We start from the raw sequence: 17930 nt of genomic DNA on the forward strand, positions 1-17930 counted from the left end.
TATTGTCTTTGGTAAAGTTAATAAAATCTTTGACAACATCTCTCTTTTTTAATTTTGAATACACCATGTAAAGTGATAATTCAGATGAATGATTGTCTTTAAAACACTCAATTAATATACCATCCTCTAATTCTTGTTTCACCTCGTGATATAAACGATATCCGATACCAAATCCTTGAATCATCCATTGGTGCGTAACTTCAGCATTATTACTCTTTAAATAAGGGTGTACATGATTCGTCATTTATGCTGTATTTCCAATCTTGATATATGTGACGATTTCTTATTAGGCAAATGCAACGATGATTGAGTAAGTCTAGGGGATGTGTAGGATAGCCAAATTTATTAAAATATTTGGGTGATGCACAGAATATACGTCTAGTGTCGAGTAAAATCTCTGAGTTGTAGATTACATTATTGGGTTGTTCGAGTTGAAAAAGGATATCGAGTTCATTTTCCACAAGATCCATTTTCGAGTCAGAAAGAATGAGTTCGATTTCTAGATTTGGATGCGGTACGCTGAATTTTGCTATTAAATCGCCTAACTTACTACGCCCAAGATAATTTAAGCTACCAATACGTAATTTACCTGCAAAAGAATTCACATTTTGAGAAACCTCTTCATGAACTTGTTTCATTAAAGATGATATGTAAATACTGCGATCTAATAATAATTTACCAGCCTCTGTTAAATCAAATTGTCTAGCAGATCTGTTAATAAGCCTCTTACCATAAAAATATTCAAGTTTTGCTAACTTTCTGCTTACTGTCGGCAGGGGAATATCCATTTCAATGGAAGCACGCGTCATTGATTTTGATGAGGCTAATGTTATAAAAAAATCTAAATCACTAATTTCATCTTGCATAATTTGCTTTCCGTAGCATAAATCAATTTAATTTTTGCATAGCACATGTTTGTCCAAAATATAAATGATGCTTTTTAAAATTAAATTTGAAGTGTTTGATGAGTTGTTAACTTTTTATTTTTTTCAAGAATCCCATTTTCATTAAAATTTAAAAATAACGATTTGACTTGCAATGGTCATTATAGCAGTAGTTAGAATGAGTATGAGGAAAATTAATATTTTGAAAAATATAAGTTTAATTTAAAAACTGTAAATAAAATTGAATAAAAAGTGTTATGGCTAAATATGCCATAGAAAAATATGATTCTTTTAAAACTAAATCAAAGAACTTCTGTATTGAGCAGTATGGTAAGTATTTTTCATTAAATACTCAGCCTGTAAAGCAAAAAAAAGAGGAGTGCGCACAAATAACATTCAATAAATTAGCAAGAAGGTTAGATAAATACTGCGTGACCAGTTTCAACACATTAAAAACGGTGTAATAAGTACGATGTATTTTAGATAATTTCTCAATGCGACTAAGTTTATGATATTTATATATTTTAGTTAAAACTTTTCTTTTTGACATTTTTTCTGACACTTTCTTTGACATTTTTTTGATATTTTTTATTAAAAAATTGACTAAATAACTGAAATACAATAATAATGATTTGACATTTTCTTTGACATTTTTTCTGACAAAATATGCCTGAACAAAGTAAAACATGGATAGATGAAACGACGTTAAAAGTCATGACATATAAATCAGGCTTTTTTACTTTTCAATTGGGTTTTGAACATACTCAAGTTCAAGCGATGCTCAATCGTGTCAATGATTCACAAAAGCGCTTTAACAAAACCCCAAGTTTACCCTTAATTATTGATCAAGTGCAGGATAAGGTATTAGCAAGCAGTATTTACAGTACCAATACTATTGAGGGAGGGCAATTTACAGAACAAGAAACTGCAAACATATTAAAACAGGACCCTAAGACTATTCAAAAGTCAGAAGAGCGAAGACTGACAAATTTAAAAGAATCTATTGAATGGATAAAAAAATCCAGTTCTAAACAGTTAAAGCCTGTAGAAGGTAAGCCTTTTGAACTTTCTACGATGTTTCAATTACATACACTGGTATCTCAGAATTTAGAAGAGCAACATAATCCAGCAGGGCAGTTACGAAATAACCAGCCAACTCAAAAAACAATAGTTGGTAATGATTCTCATGGGGGGACATATCGACCACCCAAATGCATAGAGGATATTGAATATCTTATTCAGGCGTGGATAGAATGGTTAAATAGTCCAAACGTAATTAATCAACCAGCGATAATTAGAGCAGGGCTAGCACATTATTATTTTGAGCTAATTCACCCATTTTGGGATGGTAATGGACGTACTGGGCGTCTGATTGAAATGTTTATTCTTGAGCAGTCAGGATATCGGTTTAGTTCATCTGCTATTTGGAAGTATTATCAAACAAATATCCATGAATATTTTGCTTTATTCAATCAGTGTAGAAAACTAGCTGATAAAAAGGAAGATAATCCTAATCAACCATTTATTGAATTTATATTGAATGGTATGTTTGAAACAATTGAATATCTTCATGATGAAAGTAATAAATTAATAGGATATTTGCTTTACCAAACAGCTTTAAATAACGCTAAATTTAGGAAGGAAATCTCAGATAGACAATTCAACCTTATTCATAATGTAATGCGAGTGATGAGTGAAAATAATAAATTTTTGTCAAAAGCAGAACTTTATCGTATTCCACAAATCCAGATTTTATATGATAGAAAAACCGAAAGAACATTTTATAGAGATATTGATAAGCTTGTTGAATTAAAATTTTTATCTGAACAGGATGGATTGGTGGTTATGGGAAATTGATTAATAAGTGAATCCTTTAATTTTTTGTATCAACAATTTCAGTGCTTTTTTATGCCTAAATATCTATCATGGACATCTACAAGTACGATTTGAAAATCACGTACATTACAAATAGAGTATGATACATCGCTATGACTTTCACTATTTTGAGTTGAGTATACTTGATGAAAAAAATATTAATGTTGCTTATCAGTCCTGTAATTGCTGGTTCTGTGTATAGTGCTGAAGATTGGTCGAAAAAACCTCAATCCTATGTATTTTTACAAAATGAAGAACCTCAATATGGGAATAAAAATAGTGAACATGTTGATTTTTTTGAGTTGTCAAAGCAACAAGAGCAAGATCGTATCGCTCAACGTGATGTAAATGTCGCAAAAATGTATGAAAATCGAGCAAATACTTCTAATATGAGTCCATTTGAAAGATCTCAATATCTTCTGAAAAATAATGATACTCATGCTTTGAATGCACATGAAAGCGAGCAACAGCTAAAATCATTGCAAAAGGCCCGCAATAGAGGGGTAATTTCAGAGCGCGATTATCAACAGAAAATGATTAAGCAAAATCAGATGCCTTTAGAACAGAATAATAATCAACTTAAATATTCAATCCCTGTAGGGGAGTGATGATGAATATCTTTAAAAGTGATTGGTGTTGAACTAGTTTTTACTTACTTATTTTTATAAAGAAGTACCTTAGGGTACTTCTTTAGCACATTAAAAATTCAACTTCTCTACAGGTTGAAATCGTGATAAGCAATTCTATAATCTTTCGTTATCTTTGATTTAAGCTTTTATTATTTTAGTATTTACGATTCATCCGTATTTATCTAAAAATTAATTATATTAGACGGTTAGAATAAAAATAAACTAACTCTGGATCACCATCATCAAGATTTTCTATGTGACCGCTCGCGATAAATCCAGAATTTAGTAATAACTGCTGCATTGGCAAGTTAGATCGATTCGTTGTGGTAAAAAGCTTCGGATGTTGGCATTTTGACTTTAATGCGTTCAGTAATACACGTCCCGTACCACAGCGACGATAAGGTTCTGCGACCATCAGCATCTCAATAAAACCGCATCCGAAAAAATGGTAATTTAGAACGCCGTAGCCCATCACTTTTCCATTTTTTTCAACAAGAAAGCAGACACCTTGTATACACCAATTGTGGATTTGTAATATTCGCTGCGGATCGTGTGAGGCAACACTATCAATAGCGATTAAGTCTTTAGTGTCAGTTTCAGTCGCTAGGCGAATAAGCATATGTTCATTTATATCAGTCATTACGCTATTCACTATAGTAAACAATTAAAAATTATGGTCGTGATAAGAAATTCTAGATAGTTTCTTTATAGATCAATCGCCTAATAATAGCCTTGCCGCAAAAAATAGAATCAGGGCAGAGTAAAGATATTTTATTTTGAGGTATTGATACTATTGCTAAGCACAATGAGTGTAGGGCTTTGAATCATGCGAAGAATAAAGTGCTCAAGTGAGCCTAAATCAGATATAAGCTCATTTGAATATAGGCTTTAAGCTACGCTATCACTTCTTTTTATCACAACCGATTACGCTGGCATCGGTGATGATATTCTTACCGTCTGTGTACAGGGTGATATTGCAAAAGTAATCGATAACAGTCCGATTTTCTGTATATCCAGTCTTCCGATATACAGGTTCGCTACCAACTGGCATTTGGCCAACCACGCCACCGCCACCGATTCCAACCATGGTCGTCTTTTGGCCAATATACTCAACACCTGTCTGCACGAAAACTTTTTCTGGTGTTACATGAGTCTGCACTCGATTCCACCCATAGAAGCCACCACTACCATACGACGATGGACCTAGACCATGATCAGGTTTGCCAAATATTTTAAATGCATTACTGGCTGGTTGCCCGACTAGTTTTTGTGCAGCCACTTCGACTTCATTGGGTTTGGTGGCCAAGGTGGCGCAAGCGCTGATACTAAGCACCATGAGGGTGATACAACTATATTTGAATAAAGGCATGGAAAAGACTCCTGAAATAATCAATGTTATACGTACAGAGCAGAGCGAGATATTAATTCATCATAATTTATTATTTGGTATATATTTCACACGATTATATCGCATAACTATTGATAGTCAAAAGCCCATTCTTACTAAAATAATTTGGTGTTAACTTTCCTCTGCTCATAGTCCATTGATGATCTTTTTAGAAGGCGAGATCCTCGTATTGAGAACTGTTTTGGATAAACTTTATTATGTTGGGTTTGTTAATCAATATATTGATTTAATTGTAAATATTTCATAAATATCAAGTTGTGGTGAGCACGAACATCAGAATAAAAATAAGTAATGCCAATTCAAAATTTGAGTTTAGTGATGAATTATTTTAAGATTTAGAACGACTAAAAGTTAATTTAGAAATGATAGATATTTCACAAAATAATTTACGGCATGGATAAAACAATTATGGCTAAATACAATAGACCGCAGATCATACAATTTTTTATATCGTTAATTTCTCTTACTCTATTTTCTTTAACGATGTCAGGTGTTGCGCATGCTGAGGGGAATTGTCCTCCGGGCTATTATCCTGTCGGTGGTCAAGGTGTACAAGGCTGTGCGCCTATTCCAAATTATGGAAGCAGTGGGGGATATTCAGCTCCAAGCTATCGGACACCAAGCACAGAAGGTTATGTGGCTTCGGGTACAAATGGTGTAATCGGTGTGGCTACTGCAAAAATTTTCCGCGGAAAGTTAGAAGAGAAAGCATTACAAGCTTGCGAAAAAAAAGGTGGGACTGATTGCAGAATTTGGTTTACTTATGATGACAACCATTGTGCGACTGTAGGTCAAGCAGAAGGAACAAATAGGTTGTATAAAGCACGAACAACGGCGGGTGAAGTAAGCGATGTTGTTCCAATGTTAGTCCCAGGAAGTAGAAAAGCTTTAGGACGGAAGAAAGTTTTAGAGGCGTGTCGTTATGATGGCTTCCCAGAGACTCAATGCAAAATTATTTATGAAGATTGCCGGAGGCTTAATCTTCCATAAGCGTTTTATTTTGTGATTAAAATATGAAATACAAAGCTTGGGAATAAGGATTCGGAATCGAGCTAATATGATTTTTTGGGATAAATTAAACCTCCCTAAGGAGGTTTCTTTTTGAGTTAATTATTAGTATCTTATCGTCAATAATTTAGGGGGACTCATGAAAGGAATAATTTTAATTTCTAGTTTGTTGATTTCAAATTTGTGTTTTGGAACTGACTGGGTAGAGGTTCAAAATAAAGAAGGAAATTCAGTCCAAGTTGATATGGACTCAGTTCAATCTATATCTAATCAGAAAAAATTAGCATGGATGAGAGCCATGAAAAATGAAGATGGGGACTTGATAAAATCAACAATGCACGTTGAAGTTGATTGCTCAAAAAAAACTTTTAAAAATAAAGAATTAATTATTAAAACAAACGAAGAAGTAGTTTTTCAAAATAGTAAAATGAATAATAAAACCTATAACCCAAAGCCTGATTCGGGAGCTTGGTTGATTCTAAAAACTTTATGCACATAAGAAAACAGGAATAGCTTTTTGTATTGGCAGCTTTATAAGAATTACTTCGAGTACTTTTGCTTAATGAATGAGATGGGGCTTGGCCTCTGAGAGAGTTATGTATATAGAGCCAATTATGATATATAGAGGCTAAGTTAAGGTTTTTTTTATTTTTTCGATAAAATTAATTCCTGACTTCCGTTGTAAAAAATTAATGTATAGTTTTTTAAAATTTTCCCTTTCGAATTGATATAGAATCTCCCCTTAACAGGAACTTTCCATTCTGAACCAACATTACTTAATAAACTAATCCAAGCATGTCCACTAAAAACAAATATTTTGTTATTTTCTATATGAAAATCTTCAAAATAAATAGCATCACACCAAAAAGTATCAGATTTACCAAAATCTACTTTAGAAAATTTCCAACAACTTAAGAATGCAAAGTTGCTTTCAAACCATCTATCTTGATAGCTGAACTGAATATAATGATGAATTGCTTCTGCTGTAGTTTTTTCTAATTGCAGAACTCTTCGCTGAATACGTCTTTTACTTGAATAAATATACTTAGAATGTTTTTCTTCTTGGTATTTCTTTCTTTCCATGGCTTGAATTATTACATTGTAGTTTGTCTAAAATTAACATGATACATCTTATATTAGTTGCTTGAAGTTTCTCTATAAGCATCAATATCATACACTATGCAGTTCTAGAATTCAGCACACTGGAACAGTTTTACCGAGTAAGTCTTAAGTTTTTAAAAGTGGACTTTGATCTGTTTATCTGCCGTTCTGCATCGTATTTTTTGCTGTTCTATAGGTAAACCAATGAGTTCATCATAAGCATTCATTACCTGTTCATCTGTAGGGTCAATCTGTTCACGGGAAACCTTACATTTCTTTTGATTTTTTAAAAACAAAGCACTTAAGCTTTTTCCGTAAGTTGAATTTTCATCTTTATCACAAAGACTACTAAGAGCAACTAAACGAGCAAATTTTAATTGTTGAACTTGGATTTGACATGATGATTTGGATTTTGGTAACTCAGCCCAAGCTCCACCACTAATTAAGAGGGTGAGAAGTAGGAATTTTTTCATTTTTTGATCCTTTATTTTGTTCATTTAATGATAGGTTTTTTATTGAATAGTTGGTAAATTTTTATCGGATTTATTTCATAAAACTCATTTTCTGTTCTATATTTTATTTTCAAAATAACAAGGAATGGATAATGAAAAAATTAACAATAGCATTGGCAACTGGATTGATGAGTATGAGTGGGTGGAGTGCTTGTAGTTATAATTTTGATGCGACACAAGCTCAAATATCTGCAGTTTTCTCAGGATTTCAGAAATTCCCCAGTATAGTTGGACAAAAGACATCATTTACAACAGCTGTCACTCCAGAGAACTCTCAACAGATGTATATTGCAGCAAATGGTAATGCAATTTCAGGTCAAAGTAATGGTAGTGCTGTTCCACAGAGTGGAATCTTCGCTTATGAATACAAGATTAAAGTGCCAACAACCTTGCTTCCTAATAATGAACAGATATTTATGTATCCTAATTATGCTGATGCTTATTACGATAATGGAAAAGGTCAAATAGTAGCTCTATATGCAAATCATTTACTCGGTAGTACCACTCCAAATAAAGTCACAATTGGCGTGGGGAGTACTGTTGATGGTGCAACAGGTATGATTGAGCTGCCTTTGACAAGTACAACTGATGGATATCAAAAAATTGGTATATATGTTAACCAAGATACAAAGCAGGTTGGTGTCATTTATAATGGCGTTAATAAGGGTTATGTTTCAGCAAATCCAAGTAAGATTAATAGCTTAGCTTTTACAAATGGAATGGCTTACTATGGAACAGATTCGACTTCACCTAATATTGGAAAGGTCCATTCAGTAGAACTGATTACAGATAAAAATCAATTCCAATTTACTTATCCAACAGGTACGAAAGATATTTGTGGAAATACAATTTAAAAATTTTTTGTAATACAAAACTCTTCGATTTTCATAAATGAAAAACGAGTTTCAGTGATTTTAAACAATTGGGCCTAGTCAGACAACATTGCCTTATATTAAGCGACAATCAGTTGAGATGAACGTTTTTTCTCATCCATGCCTGATGAAATTCATCAGACATGAATTGAAGCGATTTCGATATGATTAGAACTTATATTGATAATTGATAAAGAAACGATTTTCTGTAAAATCACTCCCATAATCTTGCTGGTAACGTGTAAATAAGTGCTGTAAAGACAGTCCTTTTAGCGCAGGTTGCTGAAAATTATAGGTGGTCAGAACATCAAGTTCGGACTCTTTATTTTTATCACCATTGCTCATTTTAATATCTCGCCCAACCGCATATTTTGCAATACTGTTTAAACCGAGGATGTAATCTTTAAAATCATAACCATAAACAAAATGCCATGATTTTTCATTTTCTTTAAAAAAGCCTGTGACATTCCAGTTAATAAAATAAAGCTCAGGTAAAAAACCATCAGGCAAAGGGTAGGCGTCCCCAATAATTCGTTGATAACCGACACCTAAAGTGTGATTGTTCAGTTTCAATGTTTCCAATAAACCTACATTTTGGCTATCGATGTCTAAAGCACTGCTATTATCTTGCGAATTAAAATATCGTAATTTTGAATGCAGGGCGATATTGTCAGCAATTGGGTATTGATGCTCCACACCTAAATAGTGTTTATCATATAAATTTTCTAAATGCCCATAGTAATAATTGATATTAAAACCTTTATTTACATCATAAGATAAATTCAGGTAATCCAATCCATCTGAATAATGTTTTATACCTTTCTGCGTATAAGAAAATTTATAAAAATCCTCCTCATTGCGAGGAGAGTTTTTCGACACATGACCAAGTTCGACTTTAAGTTTTTCCTGAATTGGAAATTTTAAGTTCACACCTTGATAAGTCGTTAAAAGCTGACGGCTTGTGTCGATTGCAGTCATGGGTAAATTGAGCCATAACTCACCCACTCTCAATTCTGCCTGATCATATTTAAGTTTAAGTGTACCCCCATATTTTAAATAGTCTGCTGCTTGTTCTTGTTTGACGGGGTCAAAAGGCAATACGGTATCATTGACATGTTTGTCATTACTTAGACGTACCGCATATTGCACTGAACCATCAACGCCAATTTGCAGAGGATGTTTTAAAATTTCAATGGGTGTGTCATAAAATTGTGAGTGATAAAATAATGATACGCCTTGTGACCAACTCCCCGAATCTTTGACATTTTCTTGGTCAAAATTGCGATCAATATAGGCATTTTTTAAAGTTAATTTCCATTCATCTTTGGCTAGCGCTAGTTGTGTAAAAGCACAAGTATTGATGAATATGAGCGTAGTAAAAATCTTTGTGAATGGTGTATTGAATAACATAAGGCATCCTTGACTTAAGTTTATTTCCAGATGAAAGGTGATTTTTTCTGGGTTTCTTCAGCATCAGGTTCTAAAGCAATACCTGTACGGTCTTTAAAAATACAAATCGCTAAAAAAGCAATCACGGACATCACGGTTAAATATGCACTGACTAAATAAATACCGTTTACTTTGCCGATTAATGCTGCTGCAATTAATGGCGCGAACGCACCGCCAATGATCGAGCCAATCGCATAAGTGATGGATATACCTGAAAAGCGAATAGAAGCAGGGAAGAGTTCAGAATAAAAGACAGCTTGCACACCATAGGTGATTCCAATACCCATTGATAATAAGGCTAGACCAGACATGATGTAGCTATAGTTGCCTGTACTGATCAGTGGGAAAAGTACCAGAGCGGTAATGATTTGAATCAATGAGCCGAAAATATAAACTGGTTTACGTCCAAATTTATCTGAAAGCACTGCAGATAACCAAGTAAAGAAGGTCCAAATAACGGCAGAAATACTGATCAAGGTCAAAATGATTGGACGCTCTAAATTCAGACCATTTGGATTGGTGGTAAAGCTTTGAATAAAGCCACCAGCAGTCATGTAGCCCAGCGCAGTTGTACCAGCTATCAATAATGCTGAGCTAAAAATGACTTTTTTATACTGTCCAAAAAGTTCACGGATCGGTTTCTGTGTGGTGCCTTTCTGCTTTAATTCCTCAAAAATGGGGCTTTCTTCAACTGAACGGCGAATCCAGTAGCCTAAAGCAAAGAGAAAAATACTGCATATAAATGGAATTCTCCAACCCCATGCTAAAAACTCTTCTCCTGGTGAAACATAGCCAGTCATGATCACTAAAACCAGTGATGCTAGTAATAAACCAAGTGGAACACCGAGTTGTGGGAATGAGCTAAATAATCCACGTTTGTGGGTGGGTGCATGTTCAACGGCCATCAATACAGCGCCGCCCCATTCACCCCCTGCGGAAATTCCTTGTAAAATACGCAGTAAAATTAAAATGATAGGCGCAATGATACCCACGCTGTCGTAAGTGGGTAATAAGCCAATCAGAGTTGTGGTTCCACCCATCATGATTAATGTAGCGGCTAGAACGGTTTTACGTCCAAACTTATCGCCAAAATAACCTGCGATAAATGCGCCAAAAGGCCGAAAAATAAAACTGATCCCTACAGATGCAAAAACCAACAGGGTGGCAAAGGCTGGACCTGCGGGTTTAAAAAACAGTTGATTAAAAACTAAGCCTGCTACAGCGGCATAAATAAAATAGTCATACCACTCTATGGTGGTCCCAACAATCGTTGCTATCGCAATTTTGCGAGTACGTGATGCCGATGAAGTGGGAAGTGCAAGCGTCGAGCCGTGCAATTCTGCTTGAGAGTTTTCCATAGCTTTTCCTTTTTGTATTTCACTTATGCTTCAATCTATTCTTGGTTTTTTGATTGAAACAAAATCCTTGTCGTATTGACTCATCATGAATCAATCGAATAATTATGCTTGAATATTTTTTAAATGGATACACTATTTTTAAAATAAAATAAAAAAGGTATCTTTTTAATTTAAATTGGTAATGTTTTAAATTTTAAATAATGATATTAAAATATTTTAAATCAAATAATTGTGAGTTTTATCGATGTTTTGGTTTTAATTTTTAATTATAATTTGATACTTAAATTAAATAAATTATAATTTTTGGTATCTTTTTAATGTCTTTTATTAAGTCTTTTGCAACAAGAAAACCCAAATAAACTGATTTGGGTAAATATGATTTTGCAGACGAAGTTGAATCAGGTTTTATATAACTCCTTATAAGTTATATCCTCACTCAGCCATCCAATCGATTAAACTGTAATGTGTGCTGTCGTGTTATCAATCAACGTTGTATCCGTGTGAGCAATCACCTCATCTCAAGTTATTATGGTCGCGTGTAATTCCATGAATTTCATCTTTTTTAGGCAAATACATCATCACGACCAACAATGTGATTTATTAATGACTAGATTGCTGACTGAAATTGCATCTGTTCAGTATTTATTCTGGAGTAATTTATTCTGGTATAGGTTTGAAAAACTCCCCTAAAGCCAAGCTTTATCGTCACAAATGATTGAGGCTAACTTTGGAAATTTAGGGGAGCTGATTCAATAAAAATTAGTTTTAAACAAACGCTTAATTAGTCGCGATTGACTAAGGTTAAAATATCGTAAGTGGCAACTAATTCATGACGCTGGTTTTTTACTTTAATGTCCCAAACAACAACGCCGTGGGCTTTTTGGCTTGGGTCTTGTAAAGGCTTCGGAGTTTTTTGTTTACAAGTTAATTCGACTTGAATGGTATCTCCGATTTTAACAGGCTCTACAAAACGTAAATTGTCCATTCCATAGTTTGCAATCACTGGGCCTGGTGCTGCATCTACAAATAACCCCGCAGCGGCGGATACGATAAAATAGCCATGCGCAACACGATCACCAAATATTGAGTCAGCCGCAGCAATTTTGTCCATATGTGCATAGAAGTGATCTCCACTTAAGCCAGCAAAATTGACAATATCAGCTTCTGTCACAGTACGGCGAGCAGTCAATAGGCGTTCACCGATACGTAATTCATCAAATGATTTTTTAAAGGGATGAACTCGATCTTCAAAAACCTCTGAACCAATGGTCCAACTATGACCAATTTGTGTCATGGCTTTGGGTGAACCTTGGATTGCTGTGCGTTGCATATAATGTTTTACCGCACGTAAACCACCTAATTCCTCACCACCACCAGCACGACCTGGACCACCATGAACTAAGTAAGGAAGAGGCGAACCATGACCTGTACTTTCTTTGGCATTTTCACTATCTAGGATATGTACACGACCATGCCAAGGTGCAATTTTGGCAATGATCTGCTCTACATTTTCATCCGCATTGCGCACCACAGAAGCAACTAAACTACCTTCACCCCTTGCAACTAAATCAGCCAGCTCTTGAAGGTTTGCATAAGGCATTAAAGTAACAACTGGACCAAAAGCTTCTATTTGATGAATGGTCGTGGCTTGGCTTGGATTTTTACAGACTAAAACCGTCGGTGGATAAAACGCGCCTTGTTTAGGATTTTCAGCTTGAATGGTGAAATCTTGACGCAGGTGGCTACCAAATATAATTTCAGCCTCTTGATTGAGTTGCTCTACTTTTTCAGCCACATCATGTTTTTGTTTTACACTGGCTAATGCCCCCATAGTGACATTTTCACGTTCAGGATTACCCACGACCACATTTTTTAATTTTGCGATTAACCGTGTTTGTACTGTTTCAAGTAACTCTAGGGGAACAAAGGCACGACGGATTGCAGTACATTTTTGCCCGGCTTTTGTGGTCATTTCACGAAAGACTTCTCGTACAAATAGATCGGTTGTTTCCGTAGATGCGTGTTGAGTCAAAATAGCACTATTAACAGAATCTGCTTCCATGGTAAATGGAATTGAATAATGATTTAAATGCGCTGTTGCGCGTAATTTTTGCCCAGTGGACGCAGAACCTGTAAACGTTACTGTGTCTTGAGGGTTTAAATGTTCCAATAAATCATAAGTTTGACCACAGATAAGCTGTAATGCACCTTCTGCTAAGATGCCGCTAGCCAAAATGTCTTTGACAACAGCGTGGGTCAATTCTGCACCTTCCGTGGCCGGTTTAACGATACACGGCACACCCGCCAATAATGTTGGAGCAATTTTTTCTAACATTCCCCAAATTGGAAAATTAAAAGCATCAATATGCACAGCGACACCAGCCTTTGGGCTAAGAATATGCTTTGCACCAAAGGTACCGTTTTTAGACAGCGGAATCCAAGCATCTTCAACCAAGGCGGTTTCATCGCTGAGTTCACGACGAACTAAACTTGAATAGGCGAATAAAGTTCCGATTCCACCTTCGATATCAATCCAAGCATCTTTACGGGTACAACCTGTTGCTTTGGCAAGTTCATAATAGCTTTCTTTGCGTTCCAGCAAATATTGAGCGACTTGTTTTAATGCATTGGCACGTTGATGGAAAGTCAGTGATGCAAGTGCAGCACCTTTTTGTTTTGCATAATCAACAATGGCTTGCGTGTTGATTCCTTGACTACTCACTTGATAAATGGCTTCACCTGTTATCGCATGATAGACAGTACGGAAGTCTTGCTGAGCGATATATTCTTGTCCATAAACCAAAGAGCTTAATGTTTTAATCGCAGGCTGCGTGGTTGATTTTGTGGTCATTTCATCGGGTTCCGTATGGGGTATTGCCGTATCTAAATCAAGCATTACTCAAACTCCTTTTGTGATACGTTTTAGATGGTTTTCTATTTTTAATGACTCATAATTTGTCTTTTAAATTTTAAAATGTCAAATTTTTTTAGCTAAATATTGTGATATTAAAAATATAATAAAAACAATTTTAATTAAAACAATTATTTGTAAAATTAAATTTTAAAATAATTATGATACATAAAAATATGTATTGATTTTTTATTTGTATCGTTTTAATTTAAATAGCATAACACTTGGGATAAGTGAGGACACAATGAATAATCATCAACAAGATTTCGATCAATCTCTCGAAAAGGATATTTCGATTGAACCTAAAGATTGGATGCCAGATGCATATCGTAAAACTTTAATTCGCCAGATTGGACAACATGCACACTCAGAAGTTGTGGGAATGTTACCTGAGGGCAATTGGATCACGCGTGCACCAAGCTTAAAACGTAAAGCTGTTTTACTTGCTAAAGTTCAAGATGAAGCAGGGCATGCATTGTATTTATATAGTGCGGCTGAAACTTTGGGTGCCGATCGTGATGACATGATGGATAAACTCATTGCTGGGCAGATGAAGTATTCATCAATTTTTAATTATCCAACCTTAACTTGGGCCGATGTTGCTGCCATTGGCTGGTTGGTTGATGGTGCGGCAATTGTCAATCAAGTTGCGTTATGTCGTACCTCTTATGGTCCCTATGCACGTGCCATGGTGCGTGTATGTAAAGAAGAAAGTTTCCATCAACGCCAAGGCTTTGAAGCCATGATGCAGTTGGCAAATGGGACACCTGAGCAAAAACAATTGGCACAAGATGCAGTGAATCGTTTTTGGTGGCCTGCACAAATGATGTTTGGTCCGAGTGATGACAATTCTCCAAACAGCGCGCAAAGCATGCAATGGAAAATTAAACTCTTTAGTAATGATGCACTCCGTCAAAAATTTGTGGATAACACGGTACCGCAAGTTTTACAGCTGGGTTTGACTGTGCCAGATCCTGACTTACGTTTTAATGAAGCAACAGGGCATTACCAGTCTGGTGAAATTAATTGGGACGAATTTTTTGACATTCTTGCAGGTAAAGGCCCATGTAATCACGAACGTATCGAAGCACGCCGTAAAGCGTGGGAAGGTGGCAAATGGGTACGTGATACCGCTGTGGTCTATGCACAAAAAAAGCAACAACAAGCTGCTGCCAAAGTTGCTTAGTTCAGTGTTTTAGTCAAATTTAATAAGGATTTTATGATGGACAATAAAAATAACTGGTCGCTATTTGAAGTTTTTGTACGGAGTAAACAAGGTTTAAGCCATCGTCATGTGGGCAGTTTACGTGCACCAGATGCAGAAATTGCACTCCAGAATGCCCGTGATGTTTATACCCGTCGCAATGAAGGGATCAGTATTTGGGTGGTGAAATCTGAATGGATTACCTCATCTCAACCTGATGAAAAAAATGAATTTTTTGATCCAGCATTAGACAAGGTATATCGTCATCCGACGTTTTACCATATTCCAGATGGCATTGAGCATATGTAAGGGGGACGAAGATGAGTCATTTAGTATTTTCACAGTTCCTATTGCATTTGGGTGATAGCCAACTGATTTTATCGCATCGTTTGGCCGAATGGTGTGGTCATGCGCCTGAGCTAGAGCTGGATATTGCATTAGCCAATATTGGTTTGGATTTGCTAGGTCAAGCCAGAACATTGTTAAGTCTTGCCGGTGAAGAGGAAGGCTTAGGTCGTGACGAAGATCAATTGGCATTTTTCCGTAACGAACGTGAATATCGCAATTTATTGTTATGTGAACAACCCAATGCTGACTTTGCACAAACCATGGTACGCCAGTGGTTAATGGATCATTATCATCATTTGTTATTTGCTGCATTGAGCCATAGCCAACACAAAGCGTTAGCTGCATTTGCGCTGAAATCATTACGTGAAGTGAAATATCACTTACGTTTTTCTACCGCTTGGATGGAACGTTTAAGTTTAGGGACAAGCGAAGCACATGCAAAAACCCAATTAGGTTTAAACGAACTGTGGCGTTTTAGCAAAGAATTATTTGTCTTAACCACCGAAGAACAAGGCTTGGTATCAGAAGGCTTAATTCCAAATATTGAACCTTTAAAAGCGCAATGGCTGGATGTCGTAACAGCTGAACTGCAACGTTTTGAGCTTAGTTTACCTGAAACAGGGGCGTATCGTAGTGGTGCAAAACAAGGCTTGCATACCGAGCATTTAGGTTTCGTTTTGGCTGAATTGCAATATATGCAACGTACTTATCCCAATATGAGTTGGTAAGTTCAGCTTTTCACAAGGAGTGAAGCACATGAATTTAATTCGACAATTTAGCGATGATTGCTGGGATATTTTACAACAGATTTCTGATCCTGAAATTCCGGTGTTATCGGTTGTGGATTTAGGCATGATTCGTGGGGTGGAGTTGAATCAGGACAATAATATTGTGGTTCGACTCACACCCACCTATAGCGGTTGCCCTGCAACAGATGTGCTCAAAGATGAAATCGTACACGCGTTTACTGCAAAAGGTTTCACACCGATCCAAGTTGTGGTGGATTTATCTGAAGCTTGGACCACCGATTGGATGAGCCAAAATGGCAAAGACAAGCTGAAACAATACGGTATTGCACCTCCAAAAGGCGAGGCACACAGTTGTGGTACACATGTCGCATTAACCGATGGGATTGAATGTCCACATTGCCACAGCATACACAGCAAATTATTAAGCGAATTTAGTTCTACTGCATGTAAAGCCTTATATCAATGCCAAGACTGCTTAGAACCATTTGACTATTTCAAATGCATTTAAGTTGAACATTGTTCAACAGTTTGAAAAGTTAAAATGAAAGAGGGATTTTCACATGAGTCAATTTGTACCATTAACCATAAAATCAATTACGCCTCAAACTGAGCAGGCGATTTGTATTGCGTTTGATCTTACCCCAGAACAACAACAGCGCTTTCAGTATCAACCAGGGCAACATTTAACCATTCGCCATTTAACAGAAAGTGGTGAAATCCGTCGTTGTTATTCGATTTGTAGCGATGTTCAAGAAGACATGAGTATCGCGATTAAAAAAATTGATCAAGGTCAATTTTCAACTTGGGCAAATGACAATTTAAAAGCCGGTGATCAACTTGAAGTAATGCCTCCGCAAGGGATTTTTTTTCAAAAAGTTGCCAAAACTGGAGGAAAAAACTACTTAGGATTTGCCGCAGGCAGTGGAATTACCCCAATTTTGTCCATTATAAAAACAGTGTTATTACAGCAACAAGCTGCTAGTTTTACTCTGATTTATGGCAATCGTACTTGGAAACAAACCATGTTTGCTGAGCAAATCATGGATTTAAAAGATCGTTTTAAAGAGCGTTTTCAATTGATCAATGTCTTCTCTCGTGAAATGAATGACAGTGCTTTGTTTAATGGTCGGATTGATGCTGAAAAACTGCAATTGTTATTTAAAGCAAATCTGATTCATGCAGAATTTGATCATTGTTTTGCCTGTGGCCCCAATGAAATGATGGAGGCCGTCGAAACGGTTTTACCTGAATTTGGCATTGAACGCAGCAAAATTCATACTGAACGTTTTAATACTGGAGCTGTGAAAAAAGCCACAGCGCAGCACATTGGCAATCGTAATGAAGAAAAAGTCAATATTGTGCTGGATGGGCGCGAGTTGATCATTGAAGTCGCCAAAGAAGATGACAGTATTCTAGATGCTGCATTACGTGCCGGTGCTGATTTACCTTATGCATGTAAAGGTGGCGTGTGCGCAACCTGTAAATGCAAAGTACTTGAAGGCAAGGTCGAGATGGCAATTAACTATAGTCTTGAACCTGAAGAACTTGCAAAAGGTTATGTACTCAGCTGTCAAGCATTGCCAACGACTCCAAATGTGCGTTTGAGTTTTGATGAATAAAAC

18 protein-coding genes are annotated in these 17930 nt (G+C 36.0%); 10 read left to right on the forward strand and 8 right to left on the reverse strand.

Annotated features, from left to right (window positions below):
• Positions 1 to 209 precede the first annotated feature (209 nt).
• The gene (locus tag ACQ7EO_RS04650; protein WP_434278997.1) at positions 210 to 866 is read right to left on the reverse strand and encodes a LysR family transcriptional regulator; all 657 of its coding nucleotides are present in this window, start codon (positions 864 to 866) and stop codon (positions 210 to 212) included.
• A gap of 684 nt (positions 867 to 1550) precedes the next feature.
• Between ACQ7EO_RS04650 and ACQ7EO_RS04655 the strand changes: the two genes are divergently transcribed.
• Entirely contained in the window at positions 1551 to 2741 is a 1191-nt protein-coding gene (locus tag ACQ7EO_RS04655; protein WP_434278998.1) for a Fic family protein, read from the forward strand.
• A 164-nt stretch (positions 2742 to 2905) separates the two neighbouring features.
• Entirely contained in the window at positions 2906 to 3367 is a 462-nt protein-coding gene (locus tag ACQ7EO_RS04660) for a hypothetical protein (protein ID WP_434278999.1), read from the forward strand.
• Between the two features lie 214 nt (positions 3368 to 3581).
• On the opposite strand, the gene ACQ7EO_RS04665 is transcribed toward ACQ7EO_RS04660, so the two are convergent.
• Together ACQ7EO_RS04665 and ACQ7EO_RS04670 are read right to left on the reverse strand one after the other, a co-directional pair.
• Positions 3582 to 4028, reverse strand: a complete 447-nt coding sequence (locus ACQ7EO_RS04665; protein WP_434279000.1) for a GNAT family N-acetyltransferase — start codon at positions 4026 to 4028, stop codon at positions 3582 to 3584.
• A gap of 261 nt (positions 4029 to 4289) precedes the next feature.
• The gene (locus tag ACQ7EO_RS04670) at positions 4290 to 4757 is read right to left on the reverse strand and encodes a hypothetical protein (protein WP_434279001.1); all 468 of its coding nucleotides are present in this window, start codon (positions 4755 to 4757) and stop codon (positions 4290 to 4292) included.
• Positions 4758 to 5204: 447 nt separating this feature from the next.
• Between ACQ7EO_RS04670 and ACQ7EO_RS04675 the strand changes: the two genes are divergently transcribed.
• Together ACQ7EO_RS04675 and ACQ7EO_RS04680 are read left to right on the forward strand one after the other, a co-directional pair.
• Positions 5205 to 5786 carry a DUF4189 domain-containing protein gene (locus ACQ7EO_RS04675; RefSeq protein ID WP_151803223.1) on the forward strand — a complete coding sequence of 194 codons (582 nt, stop codon included), beginning with the start codon at positions 5205 to 5207 and terminating at the stop codon, positions 5784 to 5786.
• Positions 5787 to 5943: 157 nt separating this feature from the next.
• On the forward strand, positions 5944 to 6303 hold the full coding sequence (locus ACQ7EO_RS04680) for a surface-adhesin E family protein (RefSeq protein ID WP_004817324.1): 360 nt from the start codon (positions 5944 to 5946) through the stop codon (positions 6301 to 6303).
• 146 nt (positions 6304 to 6449) lie between these two features.
• On the opposite strand, the gene ACQ7EO_RS04685 is transcribed toward ACQ7EO_RS04680, so the two are convergent.
• Positions 6450 to 6887, reverse strand: a complete 438-nt coding sequence (locus ACQ7EO_RS04685; RefSeq protein WP_004817322.1) for a hypothetical protein — start codon at positions 6885 to 6887, stop codon at positions 6450 to 6452.
• Positions 6888 to 7039: 152 nt separating this feature from the next.
• On the reverse strand, positions 7040 to 7378 hold the full coding sequence (locus tag ACQ7EO_RS04690; protein ID WP_096734983.1) for a hypothetical protein: 339 nt from the start codon (positions 7376 to 7378) through the stop codon (positions 7040 to 7042).
• Positions 7379 to 7509: 131 nt separating this feature from the next.
• Between ACQ7EO_RS04690 and ACQ7EO_RS04695 the strand changes: the two genes are divergently transcribed.
• The gene (locus ACQ7EO_RS04695) at positions 7510 to 8271 is read left to right on the forward strand and encodes a DUF4882 family protein (RefSeq protein WP_166781927.1); all 762 of its coding nucleotides are present in this window, start codon (positions 7510 to 7512) and stop codon (positions 8269 to 8271) included.
• A gap of 186 nt (positions 8272 to 8457) precedes the next feature.
• Here ACQ7EO_RS04695 and ACQ7EO_RS04700 read toward each other — a convergent pair whose 3' ends face one another.
• The 3 genes from ACQ7EO_RS04700 to paaZ form a co-directional block, all read right to left on the reverse strand.
• On the reverse strand, positions 8458 to 9699 hold the full coding sequence (locus ACQ7EO_RS04700) for an OprD family outer membrane porin (protein ID WP_434279002.1): 1242 nt from the start codon (positions 9697 to 9699) through the stop codon (positions 8458 to 8460).
• A gap of 20 nt (positions 9700 to 9719) precedes the next feature.
• The gene (locus tag ACQ7EO_RS04705; protein ID WP_096734980.1) at positions 9720 to 11096 is read right to left on the reverse strand and encodes an MFS transporter; all 1377 of its coding nucleotides are present in this window, start codon (positions 11094 to 11096) and stop codon (positions 9720 to 9722) included.
• 781 nt (positions 11097 to 11877) lie between these two features.
• The gene (gene paaZ / locus ACQ7EO_RS04710) at positions 11878 to 13947 is read right to left on the reverse strand and encodes a phenylacetic acid degradation bifunctional protein PaaZ (protein WP_434279590.1); all 2070 of its coding nucleotides are present in this window, start codon (positions 13945 to 13947) and stop codon (positions 11878 to 11880) included.
• A 304-nt stretch (positions 13948 to 14251) separates the two neighbouring features.
• On the opposite strand from paaZ, the gene paaA reads away from it, so the two are divergent.
• From paaA to ACQ7EO_RS04735, 5 genes are read left to right on the forward strand one after another with little or no spacing between them, the layout of a single operon-like run.
• Positions 14252 to 15193 (forward strand): 1,2-phenylacetyl-CoA epoxidase subunit PaaA, encoded by a 942-nt coding sequence (gene paaA, locus ACQ7EO_RS04715; RefSeq protein ID WP_151802502.1) that lies wholly within the window; start codon positions 14252 to 14254, stop codon positions 15191 to 15193.
• 36 nt (positions 15194 to 15229) lie between these two features.
• On the forward strand, positions 15230 to 15520 hold the full coding sequence (gene paaB, locus ACQ7EO_RS04720) for a 1,2-phenylacetyl-CoA epoxidase subunit PaaB (protein WP_004717766.1): 291 nt from the start codon (positions 15230 to 15232) through the stop codon (positions 15518 to 15520).
• A gap of 11 nt (positions 15521 to 15531) precedes the next feature.
• A complete protein-coding gene (gene paaC / locus ACQ7EO_RS04725) occupies positions 15532 to 16287 on the forward strand; it encodes a 1,2-phenylacetyl-CoA epoxidase subunit PaaC (protein ID WP_434279003.1) in 756 nt (251 codons plus the stop codon).
• Between the two features lie 28 nt (positions 16288 to 16315).
• Complete coding sequence (paaD, locus tag ACQ7EO_RS04730) at positions 16316 to 16816, forward strand: 1,2-phenylacetyl-CoA epoxidase subunit PaaD (RefSeq protein ID WP_151957653.1); 501 nt, start codon at positions 16316 to 16318, stop codon at positions 16814 to 16816.
• A gap of 52 nt (positions 16817 to 16868) precedes the next feature.
• Positions 16869 to 17927: a 2Fe-2S iron-sulfur cluster-binding protein gene (locus ACQ7EO_RS04735; protein ID WP_096734974.1), complete on the forward strand. Its 1059-nt coding sequence runs from the start codon at positions 16869 to 16871 to the stop codon at positions 17925 to 17927.
• The last annotated feature ends 3 nt before the right edge of the window (positions 17928 to 17930 follow it).

This window comes from Acinetobacter sp. CE-15, from assembly GCF_051059255.1.
GTDB lineage: Bacteria > Pseudomonadota > Gammaproteobacteria > Pseudomonadales > Moraxellaceae > Acinetobacter > Acinetobacter guillouiae.